At 42.8% G+C, this 24067-nt stretch carries 19 protein-coding genes; 5 read left to right on the top strand and 14 right to left on the bottom strand.

Features of this window, described 5'->3' with window-relative positions; translation table 11 throughout:
• Positions 1 to 74: 74 nt before the first annotated feature.
• The gene (locus tag ACT3QR_RS03900) at positions 75 to 758 is read left to right on the top strand and encodes a phosphoglycolate phosphatase (RefSeq protein WP_444520076.1); all 684 of its coding nucleotides are present in this window, start codon (positions 75 to 77) and stop codon (positions 756 to 758) included.
• Positions 759 to 808: 50 nt separating this feature from the next.
• Here ACT3QR_RS03900 and ACT3QR_RS03895 read toward each other — a convergent pair whose 3' ends face one another.
• Positions 809 to 2392 (bottom strand): YifB family Mg chelatase-like AAA ATPase, encoded by a 1584-nt coding sequence (locus tag ACT3QR_RS03895; protein ID WP_444520075.1) that lies wholly within the window; start codon positions 2390 to 2392, stop codon positions 809 to 811.
• A 354-nt stretch (positions 2393 to 2746) separates the two neighbouring features.
• Between ACT3QR_RS03895 and hemN the strand changes: the two genes are divergently transcribed.
• Positions 2747 to 4318, top strand: a complete 1572-nt coding sequence (gene hemN, locus ACT3QR_RS03890; RefSeq protein WP_444520074.1) for an oxygen-independent coproporphyrinogen III oxidase — start codon at positions 2747 to 2749, stop codon at positions 4316 to 4318.
• 77 nt (positions 4319 to 4395) lie between these two features.
• On the opposite strand, the gene ACT3QR_RS03885 is transcribed toward hemN, so the two are convergent.
• The 3 genes from ACT3QR_RS03885 to ACT3QR_RS03875 form a co-directional block, all read right to left on the bottom strand.
• On the bottom strand, positions 4396 to 5277 hold the full coding sequence (locus ACT3QR_RS03885; RefSeq protein WP_444520073.1) for an SPFH domain-containing protein: 882 nt from the start codon (positions 5275 to 5277) through the stop codon (positions 4396 to 4398).
• A 91-nt stretch (positions 5278 to 5368) separates the two neighbouring features.
• On the bottom strand, positions 5369 to 5983 hold the full coding sequence (locus ACT3QR_RS03880) for an NfeD family protein (RefSeq protein ID WP_444520072.1): 615 nt from the start codon (positions 5981 to 5983) through the stop codon (positions 5369 to 5371).
• Positions 5984 to 6213: 230 nt separating this feature from the next.
• Positions 6214 to 6753: a porin family protein gene (locus ACT3QR_RS03875; protein ID WP_444520071.1), complete on the bottom strand. Its 540-nt coding sequence runs from the start codon at positions 6751 to 6753 to the stop codon at positions 6214 to 6216.
• 304 nt (positions 6754 to 7057) lie between these two features.
• Between ACT3QR_RS03875 and ACT3QR_RS03870 the strand changes: the two genes are divergently transcribed.
• Both ACT3QR_RS03870 and ACT3QR_RS03865 read left to right on the top strand, forming a co-directional pair.
• Positions 7058 to 8290 carry an 8-amino-7-oxononanoate synthase gene (locus ACT3QR_RS03870; RefSeq protein ID WP_444520070.1) on the top strand — a complete coding sequence of 411 codons (1233 nt, stop codon included), beginning with the start codon at positions 7058 to 7060 and terminating at the stop codon, positions 8288 to 8290.
• Positions 8291 to 8360: 70 nt separating this feature from the next.
• On the top strand, positions 8361 to 9170 hold the full coding sequence (locus ACT3QR_RS03865; RefSeq protein WP_444520069.1) for a methyltransferase domain-containing protein: 810 nt from the start codon (positions 8361 to 8363) through the stop codon (positions 9168 to 9170).
• 79 nt (positions 9171 to 9249) lie between these two features.
• Here the strand turns inward: ACT3QR_RS03865 and dnaK are convergent, their stop codons facing one another.
• Positions 9250 to 11193 carry a molecular chaperone DnaK gene (gene dnaK / locus ACT3QR_RS03860; RefSeq protein WP_444520068.1) on the bottom strand — a complete coding sequence of 648 codons (1944 nt, stop codon included), beginning with the start codon at positions 11191 to 11193 and terminating at the stop codon, positions 9250 to 9252.
• Between the two features lie 183 nt (positions 11194 to 11376).
• On the bottom strand, positions 11377 to 11976 hold the full coding sequence (gene grpE, locus ACT3QR_RS03855; RefSeq protein WP_444520067.1) for a nucleotide exchange factor GrpE: 600 nt from the start codon (positions 11974 to 11976) through the stop codon (positions 11377 to 11379).
• Between the two features lie 434 nt (positions 11977 to 12410).
• On the opposite strand from grpE, the gene ACT3QR_RS03850 reads away from it, so the two are divergent.
• Positions 12411 to 13805, top strand: coding sequence for an alpha/beta hydrolase (locus ACT3QR_RS03850; RefSeq protein WP_444520066.1), 1395 nt, complete (start codon positions 12411 to 12413; stop codon positions 13803 to 13805).
• Between the two features lie 35 nt (positions 13806 to 13840).
• On the opposite strand, the gene ACT3QR_RS03845 is transcribed toward ACT3QR_RS03850, so the two are convergent.
• The 8 genes from ACT3QR_RS03845 to fmt all read right to left on the bottom strand — a co-directional run bounded on the left by ACT3QR_RS03845 (position 13841) and on the right by fmt (position 24064).
• Entirely contained in the window at positions 13841 to 14974 is a 1134-nt protein-coding gene (locus tag ACT3QR_RS03845; RefSeq protein ID WP_444520065.1) for a metallophosphoesterase, read from the bottom strand.
• 86 nt (positions 14975 to 15060) lie between these two features.
• Entirely contained in the window at positions 15061 to 16071 is a 1011-nt protein-coding gene (locus tag ACT3QR_RS03840) for a TIGR01777 family oxidoreductase (RefSeq protein WP_444520064.1), read from the bottom strand.
• A gap of 277 nt (positions 16072 to 16348) precedes the next feature.
• Complete coding sequence (locus ACT3QR_RS03835; RefSeq protein WP_444520063.1) at positions 16349 to 16978, bottom strand: L-threonylcarbamoyladenylate synthase; 630 nt, start codon at positions 16976 to 16978, stop codon at positions 16349 to 16351.
• A gap of 116 nt (positions 16979 to 17094) precedes the next feature.
• On the bottom strand, positions 17095 to 18348 hold the full coding sequence (gene dprA, locus ACT3QR_RS03830; protein ID WP_444520107.1) for a DNA-processing protein DprA: 1254 nt from the start codon (positions 18346 to 18348) through the stop codon (positions 17095 to 17097).
• 75 nt (positions 18349 to 18423) lie between these two features.
• Complete coding sequence (locus tag ACT3QR_RS03825) at positions 18424 to 19521, bottom strand: LysM peptidoglycan-binding domain-containing protein (RefSeq protein WP_444520062.1); 1098 nt, start codon at positions 19519 to 19521, stop codon at positions 18424 to 18426.
• Positions 19522 to 19845: 324 nt separating this feature from the next.
• Positions 19846 to 21267, bottom strand: a complete 1422-nt coding sequence (thrC, locus tag ACT3QR_RS03820) for a threonine synthase (RefSeq protein WP_444520061.1) — start codon at positions 21265 to 21267, stop codon at positions 19846 to 19848.
• Positions 21268 to 21313: 46 nt separating this feature from the next.
• A complete protein-coding gene (locus ACT3QR_RS03815; protein WP_444520060.1) occupies positions 21314 to 22933 on the bottom strand; it encodes a transcription antitermination factor NusB in 1620 nt (539 codons plus the stop codon).
• Positions 22934 to 22999: 66 nt separating this feature from the next.
• Complete coding sequence (gene fmt / locus ACT3QR_RS03810; RefSeq protein WP_444520059.1) at positions 23000 to 24064, bottom strand: methionyl-tRNA formyltransferase; 1065 nt, start codon at positions 24062 to 24064, stop codon at positions 23000 to 23002.
• Positions 24065 to 24067 lie beyond the last annotated feature (3 nt).

Genomic DNA, 24067 nt, shown 5'->3' with positions numbered 1-24067 from the left:
ACTGGTCTTAAAACGCTACTGTGCTAAGGTATGCTCAACATAATAAATATAACGATTTCCAATAGTGAGGAACAATGAATAAGCAGCTTTTAATTTTTGATTTTGACGGAACGCTCATTGATAGCGTACCCGATCTAGCCGACGCAACCAACGTCATGCTAACCACATTGGGAAAAGACACCTACCCTATCGAAACGATACGCAACTGGATAGGCAATGGTTCACGCTTGCTCGTGGAGCGTGCCTTGGTTGGCAAAGTAGAAGTAGCAGACGGCGAGCAAACGGTCGAGGAAGCCGATCACGCAGAGCAAGTATTTTTTGAAGCTTATAAGAATCTCAGTGGGAGCAAAACGGTTGCCTACCCAGATGTCGATGAAGGACTCAAAAAGTTGCACGAAGCTGGCTATACACTCGCCTTAGTCACCAATAAACCTATTCGATTTGTACCGAAGATATTGCAGTCATTTGGCTGGCAAGATTTATTTAGTGAGGTAATGGGCGGTGACAGTTTACCTTTCAAAAAACCAGATCCTACGCCCTTGCTACACGTCTGTGAGGCTCTTAACTTTAGTGTCGAGCAGGCGGTTATGATTGGAGATTCTAGAAACGATATGTTGGCTGGTCAAAACGCTAACATGGACACGCTCGGTTTGTCTTATGGTTATAACTACGGGCAAGATATTCGCGAATTAAACCCAACTGAAGCATTTGATCACTTCACTGACTTGGTTGATTGGATTATGAAAAATAGAGTCTAATCTATAAACAATCTATCGAATCATCATGATGCAAACTGCTCAAACAAAGGCTATGCTTTACTGCGATAGCTCAGCGCCTCAGATACATGAGCGCTTTTGATATCGGTACTGTTGGCCAAATCTGCGATTGTACGCGCAACCCGCAATACTCTGTGATAGCCACGCGCAGACAAATTCAAACGCTGCTGAGCAAGTTGTAACAACTGCTTTTCATTGTCGCCTAGCTGGATATATTCATCAATTTCGCTAGGGCTAAGCTCATTATTAACCTTTTGCTGGCGCTGCATTTGATGCTGATGCGCAACGACTACGCGAGCGCGTACTTGTTCTGACGTTTCACCTACCTGACTGTTTTGCAAATCAGCAATCGGTAATGCAGGTACGGTAATATGCAAGTCGATACGATCTAAGAGAGGTCCAGATAATTTGTCTTGATAACGTTTGATTTGCTCAGGTCGGCAACGACATCGTCCTGATGTATCGCCGTCATAGCCACATGGACAAGGATTCATCGCGGCGACCAGTTGAAAATTCGCTGGGAAGGTCATTTGAGAGTTAGCACGACTAATAGTAATTTGTTTGGCTTCTAATGGCTGACGCAATACTTCCAGCACACTCCGATCAAATTCTGGTAACTCATCAAGGAATAACACGCCTTTATTGGCAAGCGTAATCTCACCCGGTTTCGGTCGTGAGCCACCACCGACTAATGCTACAGCTGATATCGTATGATGTACTTGCCTAAACGGCCGCGTCCCATAGTCATAATCGCTGTCTGCCACCGAATAGGTACTGGCAACTTCTAGCGCATCCTCATCACTCAAGTCTGGCAATATCGTTGGTAGTCGTGATGCCATTAGCGTCTTTCCAGAGCCTGGTGGCCCTGTAAATAACAATGAGTGACCACCAGCGGCGGCAATCTCTAACGCACGCCGAGCATGGTGCTGTCCTTTAACATCCGCTAAGTCCACTTGATAACCGATATGTGGCGTTGCAGGGCTTGGCTGTACCACTGACAAACTTTCATAGCTTGCGCTTGGATCAACGAGCGACTGCAGATGGTCACAAACTGCTTTTAGACTCTGTGCAGCTAGTATCGTTACGCCATCAACGCGGCTGGCCTCACGGCCATTATCAATCGGTACGATCAGTTGGGGTGTTGTCTGTGACGGAGTATCTAAATTACTTTGCTTTTGCTCACTCGCGGCTACTACTTTCGACAATGCTAATGTTAATTTTTCAGCTTTAATCGCTCGTGCAACTGCCAAACTACCAGTTACTTGTCGCAATTGACCATTGAGTGCTAACTCGCCAATAAATTCAAACCCTGATAGCACCTCTGGCTCAAGCTGTCCGCTTGCTGACAGTATGCCGATAGCAATTGGTAAGTCTAGACGCGCACCATCTTTAGGTAAATCAGCAGGGGCTAGGTTAATTGTGAGGCGGCGATTGGGAAACTGGAAACCTGAATTAAGAATGGCAGAACGCACCCTGTCTTTACTTTCACGCACGGCGGCCTCAGGTAGCCCAACGATAGTCAGTGCAGGCAATCCTTGCGATAGATGCACTTCAATGATGACCTTAGGTGCATGTAGGCCGACCACCGAACGGGTATAGACTTGGGCAAATGACATCAGTATCTTCCTAATACAGAGTGTCATTGATAATAAAGTATTATTTATCAACGCGCAAACGTCGTATTTTATTGCCAGTATAGAAGAACCATCAAACCTCAGCGTCGTTTTGAGGTTTTGATGTGTAAATAAAGCTCTACTTTAATGTTTAAGAATACTCACCGACCACCACACTATCAGCAAGGATTTGCTATACTAGCTACTATATATTTAGCAATATATACTGCTGCCGATGATGTATTCAAATCTTATTACTAATCATTGATTCAAGCGAAAGCGAAAACGAATACCAAATTCGAAATCATTGATAATATATAAACCAGTAGTAACTAGAGTCAAAACGAGGAATGCCGCATGACAGACTATCCAGAACAGAACACTCAGCAGCCCTACAACCGTGCGGATGAGGCTCCTACAACTGTGCGCCCTGTTACGCAGCCTGACAACCCTTATGCCAGTACACGTGGCAACATTACTAGTAAGCAGTTACCAGCTTTTGATGAGGCAATTATCAATAAGTACAATCGCTCGGGACCGCGTTATACCTCTTATCCGACTGCTCTAGAGTTTACCCCCATACCGGATAGTCTTGAAACAAGTAGTCTTGAGACTGTCAACCTTGAAGCAAAAATCTTACAGAATCGTGAAGCGCGCGCGCCCTTGTCGCTATATTTTCATATCCCATTCTGCCGCCACCTTTGCTACTACTGTGCTTGTAATAAAATTATTACCAAAAAAAATAGCGACTCTGGTGACTATCTGCAGTATTTAATCGCTGAAATCACCCATAAACGCCGTTTACTGTCTGTGCCAGAAGGCAGCGACAAACCATTGGTCAAACAGCTACATTTGGGCGGTGGTACGCCAACGTTTTTGCGTGATGAAGAGATGGTACAGTTGTGGGAGTTTTTGCAGACTCAGTTTGAGTTTTTGCCAGAAGATGAAGGTGATTACTCTATCGAAATTGACCCTCGTGAACTGAGTGACAACACCCTAAAGATATTGCGTAACCTTGGCTTTAATCGTATTAGTTTGGGCGTACAAGATTTAGATGAAACGGTGCAAATCGCCGTTAATCGTGTGCACTCAGCAGAGCTTATTGAGAATGTTTTAACAGAAGCACGTGAGCTTGGTTTTCATTCTATTAACATCGATTTAATTTATGGTTTGCCACATCAAACCCCTGATACTTTGAACAAAACCGTCAATCGTATCATAGAGATGTCACCAGATCGCTTGTCTGTTTTTAACTACGCGCATCTGCCTGAGCGATTTAAAGCGCAGCGTCAGATAAAAGATGAAGACCTACCTAGTCCAGCTGCCAAACTTACGATGCTTGGCAGTACTGTCAACACGCTAACTGAAGCTGGCTATCAATATATCGGTATTGACCACTTTGCCAAACCTGATGACGAGTTGGCTATTGCACAGCGCGAAGGTAAATTACATCGTAATTTTCAAGGCTACACCATCATGGGTGACTGTGATTTATTGGGCTTTGGTGTTTCTTCCATTAGTCAGATTACCAATGCCAATACCCGCTATATTTTGCAAAATGATACTGATCTACAGGACTATCAGGCCAAAATTAACATGGCGAAAATCAACCCGACTGTCATGCCAGCGGTCAAGTACATTAAAACCTCTATCAAAGACCGCTTGCGTGAATATATCATCATGAACCTACTGTGTCATGATTATCTCGACTTCAAAGATGTGAATCAAAAATTTGGTATCGATGCCATCACATATTTTATTGATGAGATCCAGCAGTTAGGCACTATGCAAGACGATAGACTAATCGATATGGATGCAGCAGGTATCCGAGTCTTACCTAGAGGTCGCTTGCTGGGTCGCAATGTCGCCATGGTGTTTGATGAATACTTAGAAAAGAAACATAAAAACCGCTTTTCAAAAGTTATCTAAACTAGAGAGCTTTTAGTTTAATCATTAGGTAAAAAAAAGACCTCACTTGAGGTCTTTTTTAATATTACGATGATTTTTTAAACTTTAAATTTATCACCTACCATACCTTTCACAGTACTTAAGATATCTGCTGGCAACACCACCATTTTTGAGTTGTCAGACTCCGCCAGTTGGCGAATAGACTTGATGTACTGCTCTCCAAGTAAGTAGACAATGGGCATCTCTTCATCTCCCATCGATGCTGTAATAAGACGGATCGACTCCTCTGAACCTCTGGCCAGTACTACCTGCGCTTCAGCATCGCGGCGTGACGCTTCAAGACGTCCATCTGCTTCCAATATAGCCGCTTGTTTCTGACCGTCAGCACGGGTGACCGTCGCTCGACGTAAACGCTCTGCTGCTGCTTGCTCTTCCATAGAGGCTTGCATGGTTTGCGATGGGTTAATATCTTGAATTTCTACCGTCTTTAGCGTAATACCCCAATCTGCGATGTCTTCTGAAATTGCTTGTTTGAGTAATGTCTTGATCTCATCACGACTCGATAAAGCATTATCAAGGTCCATCTCACCAATAATCGAACGCAATGATGTTTGTACTAGATTACGGATACCATGCTCATAATCTTCAATCCCGTAAACTGCTTTGTCTGGACGTATGATGTTGATATAAGCGACAGCATTAGCGATGATGACCACGTTATCGCGGGTAATAACCTCTTGCGATGGGATATCTAGTACGATGTCTTTGGTAGTAACTTTATAGGCGATTCTATCCACAAAAGGAATAATAAGGCTGAAGCCAGGCTCTAGAGTTTGTTGATATTTACCCAGACGCTGCACGACCCACTTGTACCCTTGCGGGACAATGCACACGCTTTTAAAGACAGTAAAAACCACCAATGCTGCTAATATTAGCATCACGATACCGCCGCCATTTAAAATATTTAAGATGCTACTCATAAGACTCTCCTTGATCCTCGCCTTGTTTGCCAGCGACGTGATTTATGTCCTTTTTTATCTTGATTTAAAAATATTCGGTATATCATACGCATCATTTTCCAGTGCCTGTCTCTGTGGGATCAGGTTTGTGCAAACTCAGTTTATTCCCGTTAGATTTTTCGGCAGACATTTGGTTATTTGCAGGCACTTGATTATGTGCAGGTGCTTGGCTGTTGACTGTCGGTGTAATATTTGGACGTACGGTTTTGGGGGCTTGGAGGCGCTGCGTAGGCGCAACTACTAGCTCATCACCGACTACCTTTAAGACAACCACACGATCGCCCATCTCGACATTTACGCCTGCTGTTCGGCATGACCATTCATCTGCCCCCCAAATGGGCACGTTAAAGCGTACCATACCAGGGATACCTTTTTGTGGCTTAACCACGATCATACCTGTCTCACCAATGACCAAATTACTGTTTTGCGCCGTCTTTTTTCGGTTCATAGACAGTGGCTTGATATATTTAACCCAAGCAAACATAAACAAAACCGAAAGCGTCAGCCAAATCAGTACTTGAAATAATAATGGTATAGGAAGCAACCACGCTAAGGCGGCAATGACTACAGCGGCTACGCCAAACCACAAGCTAGCAAACGTCGGTACGAACATCTCAACGATTAGTAATGAAAAGCCCAATACCAACCAATGCCAAGGCTCAATCATCCAAAGTATCTCCATCCTTGCCACCATTCCTATCTTTAGCATTCCTGTTTTTAATGTAGCACATTTTTAAGGATAACAATGCTTTAACAGTGATGGTATATTGTTTGTTAGGTATTGAAAACTTGCTAAGTTAGAAACGTTACCATAATCTCCAAACACAAAAAAACGACCACTTAAAGTGATCGTTTCTTTATCATAGCTATCTAGCTAACTAACTTTTTTCTAAAAAATTAGAATTTTAACTGTGCGCCAACAGTCATAAGATCTACATCATCACCTAGCATGTCATATTCAGCTTCTACGCTGAAGTCAGAGTTTACTGCGTAACCTAGACCTACACCACCAGCGATGTTGGTATCATCGTCTGAAAAATCAGAAGCACCGGCAAAGTTGGTATCGCTAGCTTCGATTTCAGTTTTTGCAACACCTAACTTACCTTTAGCATATAGACCGCTGTTTGGAAATGCGTAACGGTAAGTACCATAAGCGCCATACGATTTAGCATCAATGTCGCCGCCTCTATAGTCAGCATCATCTGAACCTACATACTCAGCTTCGATACCGAAGTTAGGATCAAAGTTATAACCAGCAGTTACACCATATGCAGTTGGGTCATCAGCACCATCGACATCTAGATCGAATTGACCAACTTTAGCACCAACGTACGGTTGACCTGTATAGCCATTACCATAACCAACGGCAGCTTGTGCACCTACAGTCAATAAAGAACCAGTTGCTAGTGCAAGTATTGTTTTTTGTAGAGTTTTCATAATTAGCTCCTTGACAGAAATTTGGACAGACAAGTTATTTATTTATATTGGCCTTGTGGCCCTATCGCCTTGTCTGCTAACGATGAATACATAGTAACAAACTATTTCAGACACTCTGTCAGTGTTTAATGGTACGAGAGTTAAGATTTGAAAGCGTTTATCAGCGTGTGGGTTACAAAGGCTTAGATATGAAACCTTTTGTTACATCCACCCAATTTATGCAATAATCCGTACTCATTTCACAGTTTTCTTACTAGGCAAGTCATCTAAATACGACCGTTATAACGATAATTAGAGAGAAAAAATGCAAAATTCTATTACTGAGCGTTTGCAAACCGTACTTGGCGATATAAAAACAAAGCAACAGTATCGTCAACTACCAGATTTGCAACATAATGGACGTTACGTGATTAGTAAAGGCAAAGCTTTACTTAATATCGCGAGTAACGACTATCTTGGCTTGGGTGGTGATACTGAGTTGCAAGCTGAGTTCCTTGCTCAAGTAAGACAGTTACCTGCTACACATACTCCCAAAATGAGTGCCACCTCCTCGCGCCTACTTACAGGCAATGATATACAGTTACAAGCCTTAGAAGAGGAACTGCAAGACTGGTATCAAAGTGCAATAGAAAAACAGAATTTAATCGACTCAAAATCTGTGTTGGTGTTGAACAGTGGCTATCATGCCAACCTAGGTATCTTGCCAGCATTGACAGCTTTGCCAGCCAAGACGCTTATTTTGGCGGACAAGCTAGTTCATGCCAGTATTATTGATGGGATGCGTCTAAGCCAGAACAAGCTTGTCACCTATCGTCGTTACCGTCATAACGATTACGAGCATTTGGCCAAATTCATCGAACAAGCAGACGAGACGGTTGAACGCATCATTATTGTCACCGAGAGTGTATTTAGTATGGATGGTGACCGTGCTGACTTGCCTCAACTCGTACAACTAAAAGCCAAAGATGATCGTATTGAGCTGTATATTGATGAAGCTCATGCTGTTGGAGTGCTTGGCGAGACAGGTCTAGGATTGGCGGAAGAAACGCTTACCTTGGCCGATATTGATTATTTGGTGGGAACTTTTGGTAAAGCATTTGCTTCAATAGGTGCTTATATAATGTGTGATGAAGTTGTCAAACAATGGCTGATCAATGCCATGCGTCCACTGATCTTTAGTACTGCACTTCCTCCAATAAATCACGCTTGGACGCGATTTATATTAGCAAAAATGCCGACCTTAACTAACGAACGTGCGCATCTAGCACAGTTGTCTACTACACTTAGTCAAGCCATTGATCCACGGCATCGTGTGTTACCGTCCTTGCAAGAGGTACACTACGCATCGCCTATCGTGCCTTATATATTAGGTGATAACGCAAGTACGCTTGCCAAAGCACAACAGTTGCAAGCCGCTGGATTTTACGCGCTCCCTATCAGGCCGCCTACTGTACCCGCAAATACTGCTCGCATTCGCTTAGTTATGAATGCCAACTTGACTAATGAAGACTGCGAGCGGTTGATACAGCAGCTGTAGCGTCTCGTTTAACGCAAACATTGTTTCTACTATTGGTAGATAACTGGCTCACTTGGATATCATAAAGCCTATGACAACACTCGACACCCCTAATGATCTCAGTGTTAGAAAACAAGCCATCGCTCGCCACTTTGCTAATGCAAGCGACTATGATCAGCATGCCAATATTCAGCAGACCGTTTGTCAATACTTACTAGAAAACATTGCTCATACCGAACAGAGCAATGTGTTAGAAGTGGGTGCAGGCACAGGGCAAATGACGCAATTACTCGCTGATAATATCCAAAGCCAGTATTGGCTTATTAATGAGTTATGTAGAGAACAGACTGCGACATTGCAATCAATACTACCTACTGCGAGAGTCATTATTGGCGATGCTGAAACCATAAATTTAGCAGAAAATCATAGCTTGATAGTCAGTGCTAATGCGGTGCAATGGTTTGACAATCCATTGAGTTTCGTCACGCATTCGGCACAGCGTCTACAATCTGGAGGACAGCTAGTCTTTAGCACTTTTACACCAAACAACTTTTTGCAAATCAAGACTCTCACTGGTCAAGGGCTTTACTATCCAGATATTGATGAATGGCAATTGGCATTAGATAGTGCCGACTTTGAAGATGTCGAACTCTCAATTCAACGCTATGATTTACCATTTCTGTCCCCTTATGCTGTCCTAAAACATATGAAACTCACTGGCGTATCGACCAATCAAACACAAGTCAGGTCAGACGATACTCAAACCTTCATATGGACAAAATCTCGTCTACAGCAATTTGAGTCAGACTATTGGCAACATTTTTCAGAAGAGGACGAAACAGGACAGCTCGTGGTTAATTTAACTTATGAAGTGCTCACAGTGAGTGCGTTTAAACCCTAAACGCAAAATAGAAAATAACAGCCATAAAAAAACGCACCCCGAGGGATGCGTTTTTTAATTTAACCGGTTAGTAGCCGTATTATTTCTTGTCTTCGTCTACTTCAGTAAACTCAGCATCAACGACGTCGTCATCTGCTTGGTTGTTATCAGCTGCACCCTCAGCACCTTGTTGGAACTGGCTTGGGTCCATACCTTCTGCACCAGCGCCGCTATCAGCGTATATTTTTTGGCTGATTGGCAAGAATGCATTGTCCAATGCTTCAAGCTTAGCTTTGATCTCATCATGGTCATCTTCTTTCGCTGCTGCTTCAAGCTCAGTGACAGCAGATTCTACTGTTGATTTTTCTTCATCAGTTACTTTATCTTCTGCTTCTTTTAGTGCTTTTTGTACAGCATGAATACGACCATCTGCTTCGTTACGAACTTGCGCTAGGTTAGCGAACTTCTCATCTTCAGCAGCGTTAGCTTCTGCATCTTGTACCATTTGTTCGACTTCTTCGTCTGACAAACCAGAATCTGCTTTGATCTGGATACTTTGTGCTTTGCCAGTACCTTTATCTGTTGCAGAAATGTTCATGATGCCATCAGCGTTGATGTCAAAAGATACTTCGATTTGCGGTAGGCCACGTGGTGCTGGTGGAATATCCGTCAAGTCAAAACGACCAAGCATTTTGTTTTGGTTGGCGATTTTACGCTCGCCTTGATATACCTGAATCGTTACTGCTGGCTGGTTGTCTTCAGCAGTTGAGAATACCTGTGATTTCTTAGTAGGAATCATGGTGTTTTTCTCGATAACTGGCGTCATAACACCACCCATCGTTTCAATGCCTAGCGTCAATGGCGTTACATCAAGTAGCAATACGTCAGTTTTGTCGCCAGACAATACGGCACCTTGAATCGCTGCACCAGCTGCAACTGCTTCATCAGGGTTCACATCTTTACGTGGCTCTTGACCGAAGAAATCTTGTACTTTTTGCTGTACTAGTGGCATACGAGTCTGACCACCAACTAAGATAACGTCATCGATGTCGCCAATTTTTAGACCAGCATCTTCAAGTGCAGTCTTACAAGGACCCATAGTACGCTGTACTAGGTCTTCAGTTAGGCTCTCAAGTTTCGAGCGGCTGATAGTCACAACCAAATGCTTAGGACCACTGCTATCAGCAGTGATGTATGGCAAGTTCACTTCAGTGCTTTGTGCACTTGATAGTTCAATCTTCGCTTTTTCAGCCGCTTCTTTTAGACGCTGCATCGCAAGAGAGTCACCTTTTAGGTTTACATCTTGCTCTTTTTTGAATTCAGCAACTAAGAAGTCAATCAATGCTGAGTCAAAGTCTTCACCACCTAGGAAAGTATCGCCGTTAGTCGCTAGTACTTCAAACTGTTGCTCGCCGTCTACGTCTGCGATTTCGATGATTGAGATATCGAAAGTACCACCACCTAAGTCATATACAGCAACCGTGCTATCGCCTTGCTTCTTGTCCATACCGTATGCAAGTGCAGCAGCAGTTGGCTCATTGATAATACGTTTTACATCAAGACCAGCGATTTTACCAGCATCTTTAGTTGCTTGACGCTGTGAATCATTGAAGTAAGCAGGTACTGTTACAACTGCTTCAGTCACACTCTCACCAAGATAGTCTTCTGCTGTTTTTTTCATTTTCTTCAAGATTTCAGCAGAAACCTGTGGTGGCGCAAGCTTTTTGCCGTTGATTTCTACCCATGCATCGCCGTTGTCTGCTTTAGCGATTTTGTAAGGAACCATGCCGATATCTTTTTGTACAACTTTGTCATCAAAACGACGGCCGATCAAACGCTTGATCGCAAACAATGTGTTACTTGGGTTGGTTACTGCTTGACGCTTAGCTGACTGACCAACAAGTGTTTCGTCATCTTTATAAGCGACGATTGATGGTGTTGTACGAGTACCTTCAGCATTTTCGATAACTTTAACTTTGTCACCTTCCATTACTGCTACACACGAGTTAGTAGTACCTAAATCAATACCAATTACTTTACCCATAATCAATTGCTCCTAATTTGTTTTTAACAATAAATACTTATTTATCCAGACCGTAGTCGGTCACTTGTTGCTATATATCGGTTTACCCGTCGTATTTTTCAAGGCAATAATCACGCAAAAACTGTGTTTCATGTGATTTTTTGTGAAAAGCCTTCATATTAGTAGGGTTTAGCCCTAAAAATATTACTGACCAACACGAACCATAGCTGGACGCAGTAGACGACCGTTTAGGCTATAGCCTTTTTGTAAGACCGTACCAACCGTATCTGCCGCTGCGTCTGGATCGATACCTACTGCTTCATGGAAGTCAGCATTGAATTTTTCGCCTTGTGGGTCGACCACTTCTACGCCGTGCTTGGTCAATACTGCTACCAACGCTTTGTGCGTCAATTGAACACCTTCAGCAACTGGATCGTTGGCATCGGCGTTTTCGATAGCACGCTCTAAGTTATCAACGATGTCTAACAATTCTTTAGCAAACTTCTGTAGCGCAAATTTTTTGCTCTTATCCGCTTCTTGTTCCATGCGTTTTTGCGCATTATAAGCTTCAGCATTAGCGCGTGCAGTACCTTCTTTAGCTTGCTTTACTTCGCCTTCTAGCTCGGCAATACGTGCTTTGAAAGTATCAAGGTTGATTTCGTTTTCGATAGTCGCTTCTTCACCTGAATTATTCTGTGGATCAAACTCTTTCATGGTTTCTTCTAAGATACTGTCATTCTGATCAATATTTTCATGTGCCACATTCTGGTCAAGATTTTCGTGGTTCGGGTTTTGCTCGCTCATGATAGCTCCTTGGAATTTCAATAATGAAGATTAAGATACGGCATAGTAGACCGAATAATTGCTGGATCATACTATGCCATTATTAAATGCTCGATAATTCTGACTCATTGTTTTTTTAATACGCTCTAATAGCTGCTTGATAAAGGTGATGAAGACAAATTTCAAGCCTAAAGCAAAGGATTTTTTACCATTTAAGACAAATATTAGTGAAGTATTATCTTGAACGTAAATTTAAGATTTTGCTTCTATGCCAATAAACCTCAATATTCGCTCGCAAAAAGAACAAAAAGCGGCTATTTATTCCAAGTGCTTTACGCTTACTAATCAAGCTATTACCAAAAGACACGCTGTTGCTTTGTTAACTATCTTATTATTACCATAAATAGTATCGCCTACACTCGAATGCACGCTAAAAATCATTTATGAGAGCTGTCATGCCTAATTCAAGAAATTTATCTATCAATACTTTACTGAATAAAGCGTTGATGACATTGCAATTAGCGTCAAAAAAGCCGTCGAACCAAGATGAAAAGTTATTTGACTGGTTAGAAAAACGTCTAAGCGTTAAAGAGAAAATACTCACCTATAACCCTGTGACAAATTACCAGCAGCATACATTGCATTATGCAATGAAGGGTCTAGGCTACCTACCAGATCCTATATTAGAGGGCATGATTGGTTACCTGAAAGGTCCCAACTCAAAACAATACCTACATGCTAATGCTCATCTGCGCCTTATCCTTGCAGTAAACAACTACCTCAAAACACCGTTAGAACTTATGTCAATGCCAGAATTACGTGAGAAATTTACTGCTGATGCGGTAGCCATGCAATCACCTAAGGTATGGCAGCAAACCAATAGCAATATGCTAAGTAATATAACGCCCTTTACCAAAAGAAGTGACTCATCTGTTAGCTGGAAAAACGAGGTGATTGCCAATGCTGATGATGGCGGTATGACGCTTCGTTGTTACAAAGCAGGTGGTAAAAAGTCTGGTTTCAGAAGAAAACGTATCCATAACCCTGACGAAACGGTGATGCTATTCTTTCATGGTGGCGGTTTCTGTATTGGTGACGTTGATACGCATCATGAATTCTGCCATACAGTCTGTGAGCAGACTGGTTGGTCTGTCGTTAGTGTCGATTACCGCTTAGCACCTGAATGTCCTGCTCCAGCAGCACTAAAAGACTGCATCACCGCATATGCTTGGTTGGTTGAACACTGCGATAAATTAGAAGCATTACCTTCTCGTATCGTCTTAGCAGGTGATAGCGCAGGGGGTGGACTATCTACTCTCATGGCGCAGCAACTGACAGCGCCGAGCAAAAGTGCATGGACAGATCTAGGTATAGATGAACAGAAGACGTACAGTTTATTAAAGAAACTACCCAGCCCCTTAGCTCAAATGCCTTTATACCCAGTCACTGATATTGAGACAGATTATCCAAGTTGGGAGATATATGGCGAAGAACTGCTGTTAGACCATGCTGATGTAGCAGTATTTGATGCTGCTTGTTTGGAGAATAGCCTGCTGCCTCGCCTACACGTATTGAACTCACCTATGCTGGGCGATAATAGTAAAGTTTGCCCAACTTACATTGTGGCTTCTGAGCTTGATGTATTGCGTGACGAGGCTTTTGCTTATGCAAAGCAATTGGAGGGCTATGGCGTTGCTGTGGAGACACATACGGTACTGGGCGCACCGCATGGCTTTATTCATTTGATGAGCATTCACCAAGGTCTTGGACAGGAGACAAACAATATCATTCACAGTTTTAGTAACTTTGTACGTGAGATTATCGGTACACAATCGCGGTTAGCTGCATAAACTGCTAGCTACCTAACTGCTGGTTTTACATCTAGCTAATTCGTACTGCCAGAGAGCGTAATTAACCAAATCTCTGAACGCGACCCTAGCCGAAAAGGAATACCCCAAAAACCATAACCAGAAGACACAACAAAGTGTCCTTTACCAATCTGCTCATAGCCATAACCCAATCGATTGATAGCATTGACGATGAAGTTAGCAGGGAATACTTGACCGTTGTGAGTATGTCCTGAGACTTGTAAATCTATAGGTAATTGACTGTGATTATCTATATCGCTCGGTCTATGGTCTAACAATATCACTGGCTGCGACGTATCTACTTGCGCAAGTAGATTAGTAGTCGCTACACGTTGACGTTTATGATTATCAAAACGGCCAACCAACCATACTGGTTGACCTTCATGCTCGATACAGAGCACCTCATCGTTCAATAGTTGTACACCTGCATTTTGTAGCGCTTCGCTAATAGGCCGCTCATGGCCATATAAGTCATGATTGCCCAACGTTGCATAGACACCACGTGGCAGACTACTGCACAATTCTGATAAATTCCGCTCCATATGATAGTCATTAAACGCATCTGTATTATCATCCATGATATCTCCTGGCATCAGTAGCATATCTGCACCAGAACGAACCATAAGTTGATGCAATCTATCTATAGCTTTCACACCAAATAATCGTCCTATATGCAAGTCACTAGCGACTGCAATACGTAGTGGCTTTGCCAAAGGTTTATCTATCTTGATAGACAGTTTGCGCACGACAGGAGAATAGGCGCTATATAAGGAGTAGCTGAATAGTGCTAACAATAGGAATAGCGCTAGTACTCTTAGCCCTATAGCCATTTCATTAGGTTGGTACAACATACTATCTAATGAAGCAATTACTAGCAGATACCCTCCGTAGAGTAGACTCACTGCTAATGCCGTCAGTATCATAAAATGCATGACTAGCATCCAACCACTAACCCAGCGATAACTGTTAGCAAATACTCTTTTTATGCTCAATACTAGTAGACCATTAGTAATAATAAATATACTAGCCCATATCGTTGTCTGTAATGTGGACGTCATCCAAGGCTGGAGCCACCATTGTATGCTTAATACTGTACCCAAACTAAACAACTGTAATAGCAAAAAGATAGTGAAGAAAAACGCATAACGCATGGACTGCCCTCAGACACAAATACGGTTCAATAAGCGGTTATCGAAAAATGAGTATTAATGTTTCACATGAAACAATTGACATATACCTATTTCTGATCTTCTAATGCTTGCTGCAGTGTCGAATGTTTGAACGAATAACCTGCATCTAATAGCGCTTGTGGTAGCACCTTTTGCCCATCGATAAGTAATGTCGACATTTCCCCAAACATCAGTTTGAGCATAAACTCTGGTAAAGTAAAAAATGTAGGACGCTGTAACCAAGATCCAAGTGCTTTGGTAAAAGTATGGTTAGTCACAGGGTTTGGAGCGGTCAGATTATATACGACTGCAGTCGTATCATTTCCTGCACTATTTTCAGTTTCAAAGGTATTTTCACTAATAGACGTGTTGTCTTGGGTTAAACTATTGATGTGATTGATATCTGTTTTGCTTGCAGATTTCAGGTGCTGCTCGATAATAAAGATAACTGCACTGACCCAGTCCTCACGGCTAATCCAACTCATCATCTGTTGTCCATCACCCAACTGTCCGCCGACGCCAAATTTAAACGGCAGCAGTAATTTAGCCACCATACCACCCTCAGGGTGAATCACCACACCTGTTCTGACAATAGCCACAGGCACATCATAGTCAGTCGCTTTGAGTGCCAAGCGCTCCCATTCATCACATAATGTATGGGCAAAATCCGTCTTATAGTCGCTGTTTTCAGTCAGTGGCTTGTCGCCCTGTGTACCATACCAACCGATTGCTGAACCGCTCACTAGCAAATTAGGTTTTGTGCTAGCACGTGCGATAAAATCCAATATCGACTGAGTAGGCTTGATACGGCTCGCCATCAACTCTTCTTTTCGCTCATCGCTCCAACGAGAGTCAGCAATCCCAGCACCTGCTAAATTCAGTATGATATCAAAGCTCATATCAGACGTCGCAAGCTCGTCATAAGTCATCATATTGATATCATCGGGATGTGCTTGGCTTGCATCACGAGTTAACCAAGTAATCGTCACGTTTTTATTTTGCGCGCGATACCGTGCCGTTAGTTCTCGACTGAATGCACTTCCCAAAAACCCTGAACCGCCACTAATTAAAATATTCATACCCTACTCCCTATATACATCAAATATAGCCGCTATGACTTATTGTTGAATTGCTCATCGTTCAACAAAGACTAGCCTGTTGTAACCATCGTCTACTTTTTTGTGGTTTTTATCAAAACGACTTTTACATACTTTTGGTAAAGGTGTGTGGAGAGAAATAGTCAAATTAGAAAATATTTGATTTATGAATGCTCAAATGAATAAGGCGCAGCAATACCTATCACTTTGTATGACAAGTAATCGTATTTGAGAAGTTTAAGAAATTTTATAGCGAAAGCTATCGAACGACGAAACCTGTCGTTGCATCACGAATCTGGCTAGGTAAGGTATAACCCAACGTATCACCTTGCAAGTAACCAATTTCATCTTCGAAATAAGCATAGGCGGCTTTAAAGGTGCTAGCAGGTGTTTGACCTGATGGGTTGCAGCTTGTAGAAACTAACAGACCAAACGGGTTCTGTTCACTAACTACCTGCTGGCAAAGCTGACGGATTATAGGATGCGAGATAACTCGAACAGCGATAGTCTGATGCTGACCCGTAATCCAAGTGGGTATAGTGTCAGCAAGCTGCTGAGGAATTGGTAATAACCAAGTATGTGCTTGGTCATTTCGCAGCTCACCTTCACTATCATCTGTCTGCCAACTATCAATAACCTGCTGGCGCTGAGTATCGTCTAAAGATGCGAGCAAAGACGCCAAGCGAGATACACTATCAGTAACGACTATCATGCCTTTAGCTTGTGGACGTTTTTTGATATCCAATATACGTTGAACAGCCACTTGATCATAAGGGTCACAGCCGATACCCCAAACGCTTTCTGTGGGATACGCGAGAAGCTGTCCGTCTTTAAGCCATTTAGCAGCTTGGATAGTAGAATCAGTTATAAGAGGTGTAGGTTGGCTCATGACTTAAACGGTTCATAGAAGTAAATTCTAATAATACCACAAGAAAGATATTATCTAGGAGAGTCTATAACTAAGACTATCTATGCCACTGTCTAATAAGGAATGTTTTCAGTCTTTTAAACGCGTAAATATCGTCCGCCCTGTTCGCTGATGAGACCCATTAGCTCAAGCTCCATCAGCTGACCAATCAACTGCGGTGGTGCAAGCTTGGTTACACTAACAAGCGCATCTAAATCCTGCCCATGCCAATCAAGCTGCTCATAGATTATAGCTAAATGCTCAGGTACAACGACTGTGCTACGAGCAGGCTTTATCTCAGAGGATGGTTGCTGGTCAGTGGGCTGGATTAAGTTAGCTTTTACTTTTGTCTCAAGCGCATCAGAAGTTTGAGTAATGTTCGAGTAATTATTGGAGTTGGTCGCGTTCGCTGCTCTATAAGCGCCTTGATTATAGTCAAGCTGACCATAGACGTCTTCTAGTACTTGCTGAGGATGATAAACTAAAGTCGCGCCTTCACGTATCAAATGATGGCAACCCTCTGCATTACTATTATCAATATGACTGGGAATGGCAAAGACCTGCTTACCTTGCTCAGACGTTAGACGTGCAGTGATAAGCGAGCCACTTTTGATCGTCGCTTCCGTCACAATGGTTGCGAGACTCAGCCCAGCTACCAGACGATTGCGACGCGGAAACGTATGTTTATGCGGCTGAGTATGCGGTAGTAACTCACTGATGATGCAGCCACCTTGCTCGATAACTTTAGTAAACAACTGATCCCTATGATTAGGATAGTTTACATCGATTCCCGTACCCATTACCCCAACTGTCCGTCCCTGATAGTCAGAGTCTGTCTGTGCTAGTGCACCTAAATGCGCACGTTTATCCACACCCATAGCTAGACCGCTAGTGATGATGTAACCTGCTTGCGCTAAGTACTGCGCCATATCGAAAGTAATTTTTTGCGCATGTGCAGTGGGTTTTCGACTACCTACTATAGCGATTTGTGCCTGATGTAGGCGCGCGCTATTGCCACGATAAAATAATAAGGGTGGTGGATCGTATATTTGTGAGAGTTGGGCAGGATAGTCGGAATCATCAGCAAATAACAAACCATAGCGTCCCTCTATCAATGCTTGGTGAATTTTCTCGATATTAGCGAGTGTTTGCTCTGGCTGTTCATGACGTTTTAGATGGGTATGATGAATGCCTAGCTGCTTCCATGCTTCTACTTTAGCTTGCCAAGCAAGCTGCGGATAACCAAAAGAGGTAATGAGTTTGTGATAAGCAGATAACGACGCATTCACCTCGTACCACAGCGCTAAAATAGCACGCTGATCGTCGGATAAAGAAGAGGTGACTGTCGTCATTGTCATCTGTCTCGTATAGGCAAGCTTAGGTTAGTATGTCGTTTAATATATTGCTTAATGAAGCCTTATCGCTATTTATAAATAAGGAGGTGGCAATAACTGATCACCAATATTAAGTGGTAACTCAGAGTCTAGTACATAAGCATAGCTGATGTGATCAAAGGTATTGAAAACCATCACCATACCGCTAGGCTCGTTTGGTAGGCGTACAGGCGTGTCGTTGTCCTTAGTATCACGTACCAAAGGTCCTTTTTGATAAACCGTCAGCACATCACCTGGCTTAGCGCCCTGCAAACTACCTAAATTGATAGCGACCACACTGCCCTTCGCAGCCGAGCTGATAGAATCCATCACACGTACAATCATACCACCACGACTGACACTCGCAGGCGTTGGATAAAAGATAGGGGGAATAGCATTGTCTAACTCTACAAATACGCGATCTCCTTCACGCACTTCTTTGCCATAGCTATCGATAAGCTGCAAACTAGTCACACCATTACTCTCTGTAGACGTAACAAGACCCGTCGCTACTTGTGTAACTTCTAAGCCAATCATTTCTTGGGTCTTAGGGTCCACGTATAGCTCACCCTCACGGTAAACTCCGTAACGCTGACCCACGATAAGTGGGACACCTTTAGCATAGACCTTATCACCACTAGCGGTAATCAAATTACGATTTTTAGACGCTAGAATATAGGGAGTGGTATTGAAGTCTTGAGGATCAACGATAAGCGTTTTATCAAGCCAATGCTGAACCGCTGACCACGGAATCGGAGGAACGCTATTAGCGGTTGAGGTAATCGTGAGCGTACTTGTACTTACATTCCCACTAAGCTGTTTTTCAATGCCAGCACAGCCTTCACCTGTATCAACGCCTATCAGTGTTTTACCTTGAATCACACATAAGATAAGAATGTCATCAGGATAGATAAGGTTTGGATTTTTAATTTGCTTATTGGTTGCCCAGATTTCTGTCCAGCGCCACGGGCTATCTAGATAGCGACCTGAGATATCCCATAAGGTATCGCCTTTTTTGACAGTATAACGATTAGGTGCATCAGCTTTGATAGCAGGTGGAGGATTGTTTGCTTGAGCTGTGCTCATCAACATGGCGCTACTAAACGTCGTAATCAGCAGTGCTTTTGCTATTTTTTTTAAGCTCATCTTCATCGTTATATCCACAATATGTACCACTATATTTGCTATGAAAAGTCGTATTTAATTTATCACTGTAGAGATTTTTTAACTCAGCAAAGAATCAATTTTATCAGTAACTTATCAACAAATTTCTCATAGTAACTATAGGGTAACTGTTTAGCATAATTGGCTAGAATAATTCCTAAAAAAGCGCCTAGCACAATGATGACTTGCTGGCGCTATTTTTTAATATTACAATTATATCTACCATAACACAATCATAAACACTTTATTACAATAGTGTAACTTTTACGTGGACACTTTTTTATCGATGATAGGCCTAAAAGCCTTAACTACCTAAGCAGGATTCGGTGTGACATGCTGACGAATTTGCTCAGCGACTAGCTCGGCCTCGTTACCTAATACAACCACATGCTGTGGTAAGTCTTCCAAACCTTTGGTATGCGCTGGACGCTCAATATCTATTTGGCCTACCGACTCCACGATAGTGTCAGCAAATTTAACTGGTAATGCTGTCTCTGCACAAACTATGATTTCACCATCTAGCTGTAAATCTTTGGCGACTTTAATTCCGTCTGCAGTATGTGGATCAACCAATTCACCGTACTGCTCGTAAAGCGCCTTAATAGTCTGTAGGCGGTCGTTATGAGTAGATTTTCCTGCAGCAAATCCATAACGGTTATTGACCGTCTCCATCAAGTTAGACAAATCAAATCCTCGACCTGATTTTACGCCGTCAAATAACTCATGAACACGCGCACTGTCTTTATCCAATAATAGATACACAAAACGCTCAAAATTAGAGGCTTTTGAAATATCCATTGAAGGACTTGACGTTACATAGGTTTTTTCAGTCGGACGCGGTTGGTATGCGCCTTGGTTAAAAAAGTCATTCAATACATCGTTTTCATTTGTTGCGACAATCAAACGGTCAATTGGTAGCCCCATTTCACGAGCGATATGACCAGCACAAATATTACCGAAATTGCCCGATGGTACACTAAAGCTGACTTTTTCATCGTTGTTTGAAGTCACAGCGAAGTAGGCTTTAAAATAGTAAACAACCTGAGCTAGGATACGGCCCCAGTTGATTGAGTTTACCGTACCTAGATTATAAGCTGCCTTAAACTCAGCATCTTGCTGTAGCGCTTTGACAATATCTTGGCAGTCATCAAACATACCATCAATAGCAATGTTATGAATATTATAATCGGTCAAGCTATACATCTGCGCACGTTGGAATTCACTCATTTTGCCATGAGGCGACAGCATAAAGACTTCGATGTTTTCTTTGCCACGTAGTGCGTACTCTGCTGCACTACCTGTGTCACCACTAGTCGCACCAATAATGGTGATACGCGCATCTTTTTTCTTAAGCACATATTCAAAAGCATTACCTAAGAACTGCATAGCTACATCTTTAAAGGCTAATGTTGGACCATTTGATAGCCCTAGAATATATAAACTGTCCTCAAGTTTGCGGACAGGAACAATCTCTTCACTACCAAATACCTCAGCGGTATAAGTACGTTCAATAATATCTTGCAAATCAGCCGTAGGAATATCAGTGGCAAAATGCTGCATAATCGCCATAGCAAGCTGCGGATAGCTTAGCGTACGCCACTCATTAAGGGTTGCACTATCGATGTTTGGGTACTGCTCAGGCAGCATCAGACCGCCATCTGGGGCAAGACCCATCAAAAGCACATCACTAAAATCCATCGGCGCTGTCTGACCACGAGTACTGATATATTTCATTAGCTTGTCCTGTCTACAATAATGTTATTCAATAGTTAAAAACGGTTTATTCAGCTGTTTTTTGTAGCAACGCATAATAAAAACCATCGCCACTTGCGCTATCAATCGGTAAGCACTGTCGACCAATTGCTTGTTCGATACCCCAGTTGCAATCCTCTGTAAACTCAATCACTACCGCATCATTATGATGAGTGATGAAGTCCTGCATTTGCTCGACGTTCTCTTGCTTTAAGATAGAGCATGTCACATACAGCAGGTAGCCACCAGCTTTGAGTTGTGGCCATAAATTATGCAAAATGTCTGCTTGCAATAGTGCCGTTTGCTCGACATCCTCTTCAGTACGCAGGATACTGATATCAGGATGACGACGAATCACGCCGGTCGCGGTACAAGGAGAGTCCAATAATATCGCATCAAATACTGGCTCATTAGTAGCCGCTTTTTTATTTTTTCCATGTTGCCATCTGGTTGCATCGGCACAAACGATGTTAAGTGCGACACCTTTCTCTGCTTGCTGCAAATCATGCTGACTTAAATTTAAACGCTGTAAGTTCTCACGAATACGCTCGATACGTGGTGCTTCATTATCAATAGCTGTTACTTTGAGATTGGTAGCCACAGATAATGTTTCAACGTTATCTTGTTTCACGTGAAACAATGACGATTGATCGTTAGCACTTATGATCTCTAACCAATGAGCAAGCTTGCCACCAGGTGCCGCACAAGCATCTAAAATATGTATTCCTTTTTCAGTACTATCGCTATCAGTACCATCAATGTCGGCAACTTCAGAACTGTTTATATCAGCATTGTTGTTTTCAGCACTAAGCTTAGCCATCAATGCTTTATTGATAATCGGTGCTGCTAGCTGGGCATGCATGTCTTGGACGCTAGCAGTTCCTTGGGCAAATTCAGGTAACGCATTAACGGCTGTGCTTTGATGTAGTCTAAGACCTTTGGTTGATAGCGTTGGAGCCGTAGCAGACTCTGACGCGTCCAATAATTTGAAACCACTCGTGAGTTCAACGATGTCAGCATCAACTTCTGCACCATACAGTGCATGATGATAATCTTCTACCGACGTAACCGACGAGTTTACTCGTAAAAACATCGGTGCTGGTTGGCGTAAGCCTTGTGTTAGCTCATCATACTGCTCGCTCCAGTCTTGCTTAAGCTGATAAGCAAGCCAATTCGGTAGGCTATGCTTTTTATCGCACTTCTTACGAAACTTACTTGGGTTCTTAGCAACTTTGCGCAAAATAGCATTGACTAGACCAGTAGAATGAGCAAATCCAATCTCTTTTGCTGCTTCAACAGTTTCATGAATCGCAGCATGGTCAGCCACTTCTAAATACAGCAATTGCACTAAACCTACTTGAATAGTGGTACGAACTTCCACTTCATCAATCGGGTTATCTGCTAGCGTATCGAGCAAACGTGCCAGCGCATGCCATTGACGCAATGTCGTGAGCAGTAAGGCATGGGCAAAACCTTTGTCGCCATCGTGTAGACTATTTAGTAATGGATCAAGGACGCTTGAGAGCGACTGGCCGTTTTGAATAGCCAATAAGGTACGAATCACACGCACGCGTACGCTGCCATTCATAATAAGGTTGCTTGATGGTTTGAGCTTATTGTTTCTAGGCGCAGTACTGTTTTGTCTCATTAAATTTTATTTCCTTGACGTATGATCGATATCGTCTTGTGCAAGTAGGTTAAATATAAGTAAAAGTTATTTTGATTCTGTCGTAAATTGATCGCCGTCATTTAATTGGTTGCCGTGACAAACTTGTTCAGCAGTCATTGGCTTACCACCCGCAAACTGTAAGCGAGTAATGGCTAACGTAGTGGCTGCTGATTCAGCTTCGCTCTCTTTACCACAAGCGACTAGAATCGCTTTGCGACCGACACTGATAACCGTTCCAGCAGCCTCATTGGTTGGCTGCGACGTATTGACAGGCATGCTAGCCAATATTTTGACCCGTTGTCCCTCGAGGAAAGTATACGCACCTGGCCATGGCGTCAGCCCTCGGATTTGGCGCTCGATAGCAGCGGCAGACTGCGACCAGACAATCTCACCTTCGGTTTTGACCAGCTTTTCAGCATAGTTAGCCTGACTCTCATCTTGAACCACAGCTTGCGCTTGATAATGTGGCAAATCTTGTAATACAGTGCTAATGGCATTCGCACCAAGCTCAGCCATTTTATCGTGGAGACTGGCAGCAGTATCATCAGCCTCAATACGAGCGCTGGTTTTGTAAATCATATTGCCAGTATCTAAGCCCTTATCCATCTGCATAATGGTAATGCCTGTTTCATCATCGCCAGCCAACAGCGCGCGGTGTATTGGCGCCGCACCGCGCCATCGTGGCAATAATGAAGCATGAATGTTTAAGCAACCATGAGTAGGCGTATTTAACACACCAATAGGCAAAATCAATCCGTAAGCGGCGACAATCATCACATCTGGCTGATAGCTGCGTAGCGTTTGCCGTGCAGCTAAGCCCTCTGCGCTAGATTTCTTGAAGGTAGCTGGTTGCTCTACAACGATATCATGCGCTAATGCGACTTCTTTTACCGCAGAAGCTGACAGTTTTTGACCACGACCTGCTTTACGATCAGGCTGCGTATAAACAGCGACTATCTCTATATTGAGTGCTTCCTGCTGATCGATCAATGCTGATAGACTGATAGCTGCAAATTCAGGTGTCCCTGCAAATACTACCCTCAATCGATAAGTAGTTGGGGTATCATGGTCAGTGAACGAATTGGATGTATCAAAGGTGGGAGTAGTCATAGT

It is taken from the genome of Psychrobacter sp. AOP7-B1-25, assembly GCF_052376195.1.
Lineage (GTDB): Bacteria > Pseudomonadota > Gammaproteobacteria > Pseudomonadales > Moraxellaceae > Psychrobacter.
The sequence above is the reverse complement of the archived record's forward strand: the minus strand, read 5'-3'. Positions and strand labels throughout refer to the sequence as shown.

Coding starts and splice junctions, on each gene's coding strand:
- grpE (WP_444520067.1), bottom strand. CDS start 11,976: ATGAGCGAGCAAAACCCGAACCACGAAAATCTTGACCAGAATGTGGCA.
- dnaK (WP_444520068.1), bottom strand. CDS start 11,193: ATGGGTAAAGTAATTGGTATTGATTTAGGTACTACTAACTCGTGTGTA.
- dprA (WP_444520107.1), bottom strand. CDS start 18,348: ATGACGACAGTCACCTCTTCTTTATCCGACGATCAGCGTGCTATTTTA.
- ACT3QR_RS03865 (WP_444520069.1), top strand. CDS start 8,361: ATGACAACACTCGACACCCCTAATGATCTCAGTGTTAGAAAACAAGCC.
- ACT3QR_RS03895 (WP_444520075.1), bottom strand. CDS start 2,392: ATGTCATTTGCCCAAGTCTATACCCGTTCGGTGGTCGGCCTACATGCA.
- ACT3QR_RS03840 (WP_444520064.1), bottom strand. CDS start 16,071: ATGAATATTTTAATTAGTGGCGGTTCAGGGTTTTTGGGAAGTGCATTC.
- ACT3QR_RS03880 (WP_444520072.1), bottom strand. CDS start 5,983: ATGATTGAGCCTTGGCATTGGTTGGTATTGGGCTTTTCATTACTAATC.
- ACT3QR_RS03870 (WP_444520070.1), top strand. CDS start 7,058: ATGCAAAATTCTATTACTGAGCGTTTGCAAACCGTACTTGGCGATATA.
- ACT3QR_RS03850 (WP_444520066.1), top strand. CDS start 12,411: ATGCCTAATTCAAGAAATTTATCTATCAATACTTTACTGAATAAAGCG.
- ACT3QR_RS03845 (WP_444520065.1), bottom strand. CDS start 14,974: ATGCGTTATGCGTTTTTCTTCACTATCTTTTTGCTATTACAGTTGTTT.
- fmt (WP_444520059.1), bottom strand. CDS start 24,064: ATGACTACTCCCACCTTTGATACATCCAATTCGTTCACTGACCATGAT.
- ACT3QR_RS03825 (WP_444520062.1), bottom strand. CDS start 19,521: ATGAAGATGAGCTTAAAAAAAATAGCAAAAGCACTGCTGATTACGACG.
- ACT3QR_RS03815 (WP_444520060.1), bottom strand. CDS start 22,933: ATGAGACAAAACAGTACTGCGCCTAGAAACAATAAGCTCAAACCATCA.
- thrC (WP_444520061.1), bottom strand. CDS start 21,267: ATGAAATATATCAGTACTCGTGGTCAGACAGCGCCGATGGATTTTAGT.
- ACT3QR_RS03885 (WP_444520073.1), bottom strand. CDS start 5,277: ATGAGTAGCATCTTAAATATTTTAAATGGCGGCGGTATCGTGATGCTA.
- ACT3QR_RS03900 (WP_444520076.1), top strand. CDS start 75: ATGAATAAGCAGCTTTTAATTTTTGATTTTGACGGAACGCTCATTGAT.
- hemN (WP_444520074.1), top strand. CDS start 2,747: ATGACAGACTATCCAGAACAGAACACTCAGCAGCCCTACAACCGTGCG.
- ACT3QR_RS03835 (WP_444520063.1), bottom strand. CDS start 16,978: ATGAGCCAACCTACACCTCTTATAACTGATTCTACTATCCAAGCTGCT.
- ACT3QR_RS03875 (WP_444520071.1), bottom strand. CDS start 6,753: ATGAAAACTCTACAAAAAACAATACTTGCACTAGCAACTGGTTCTTTA.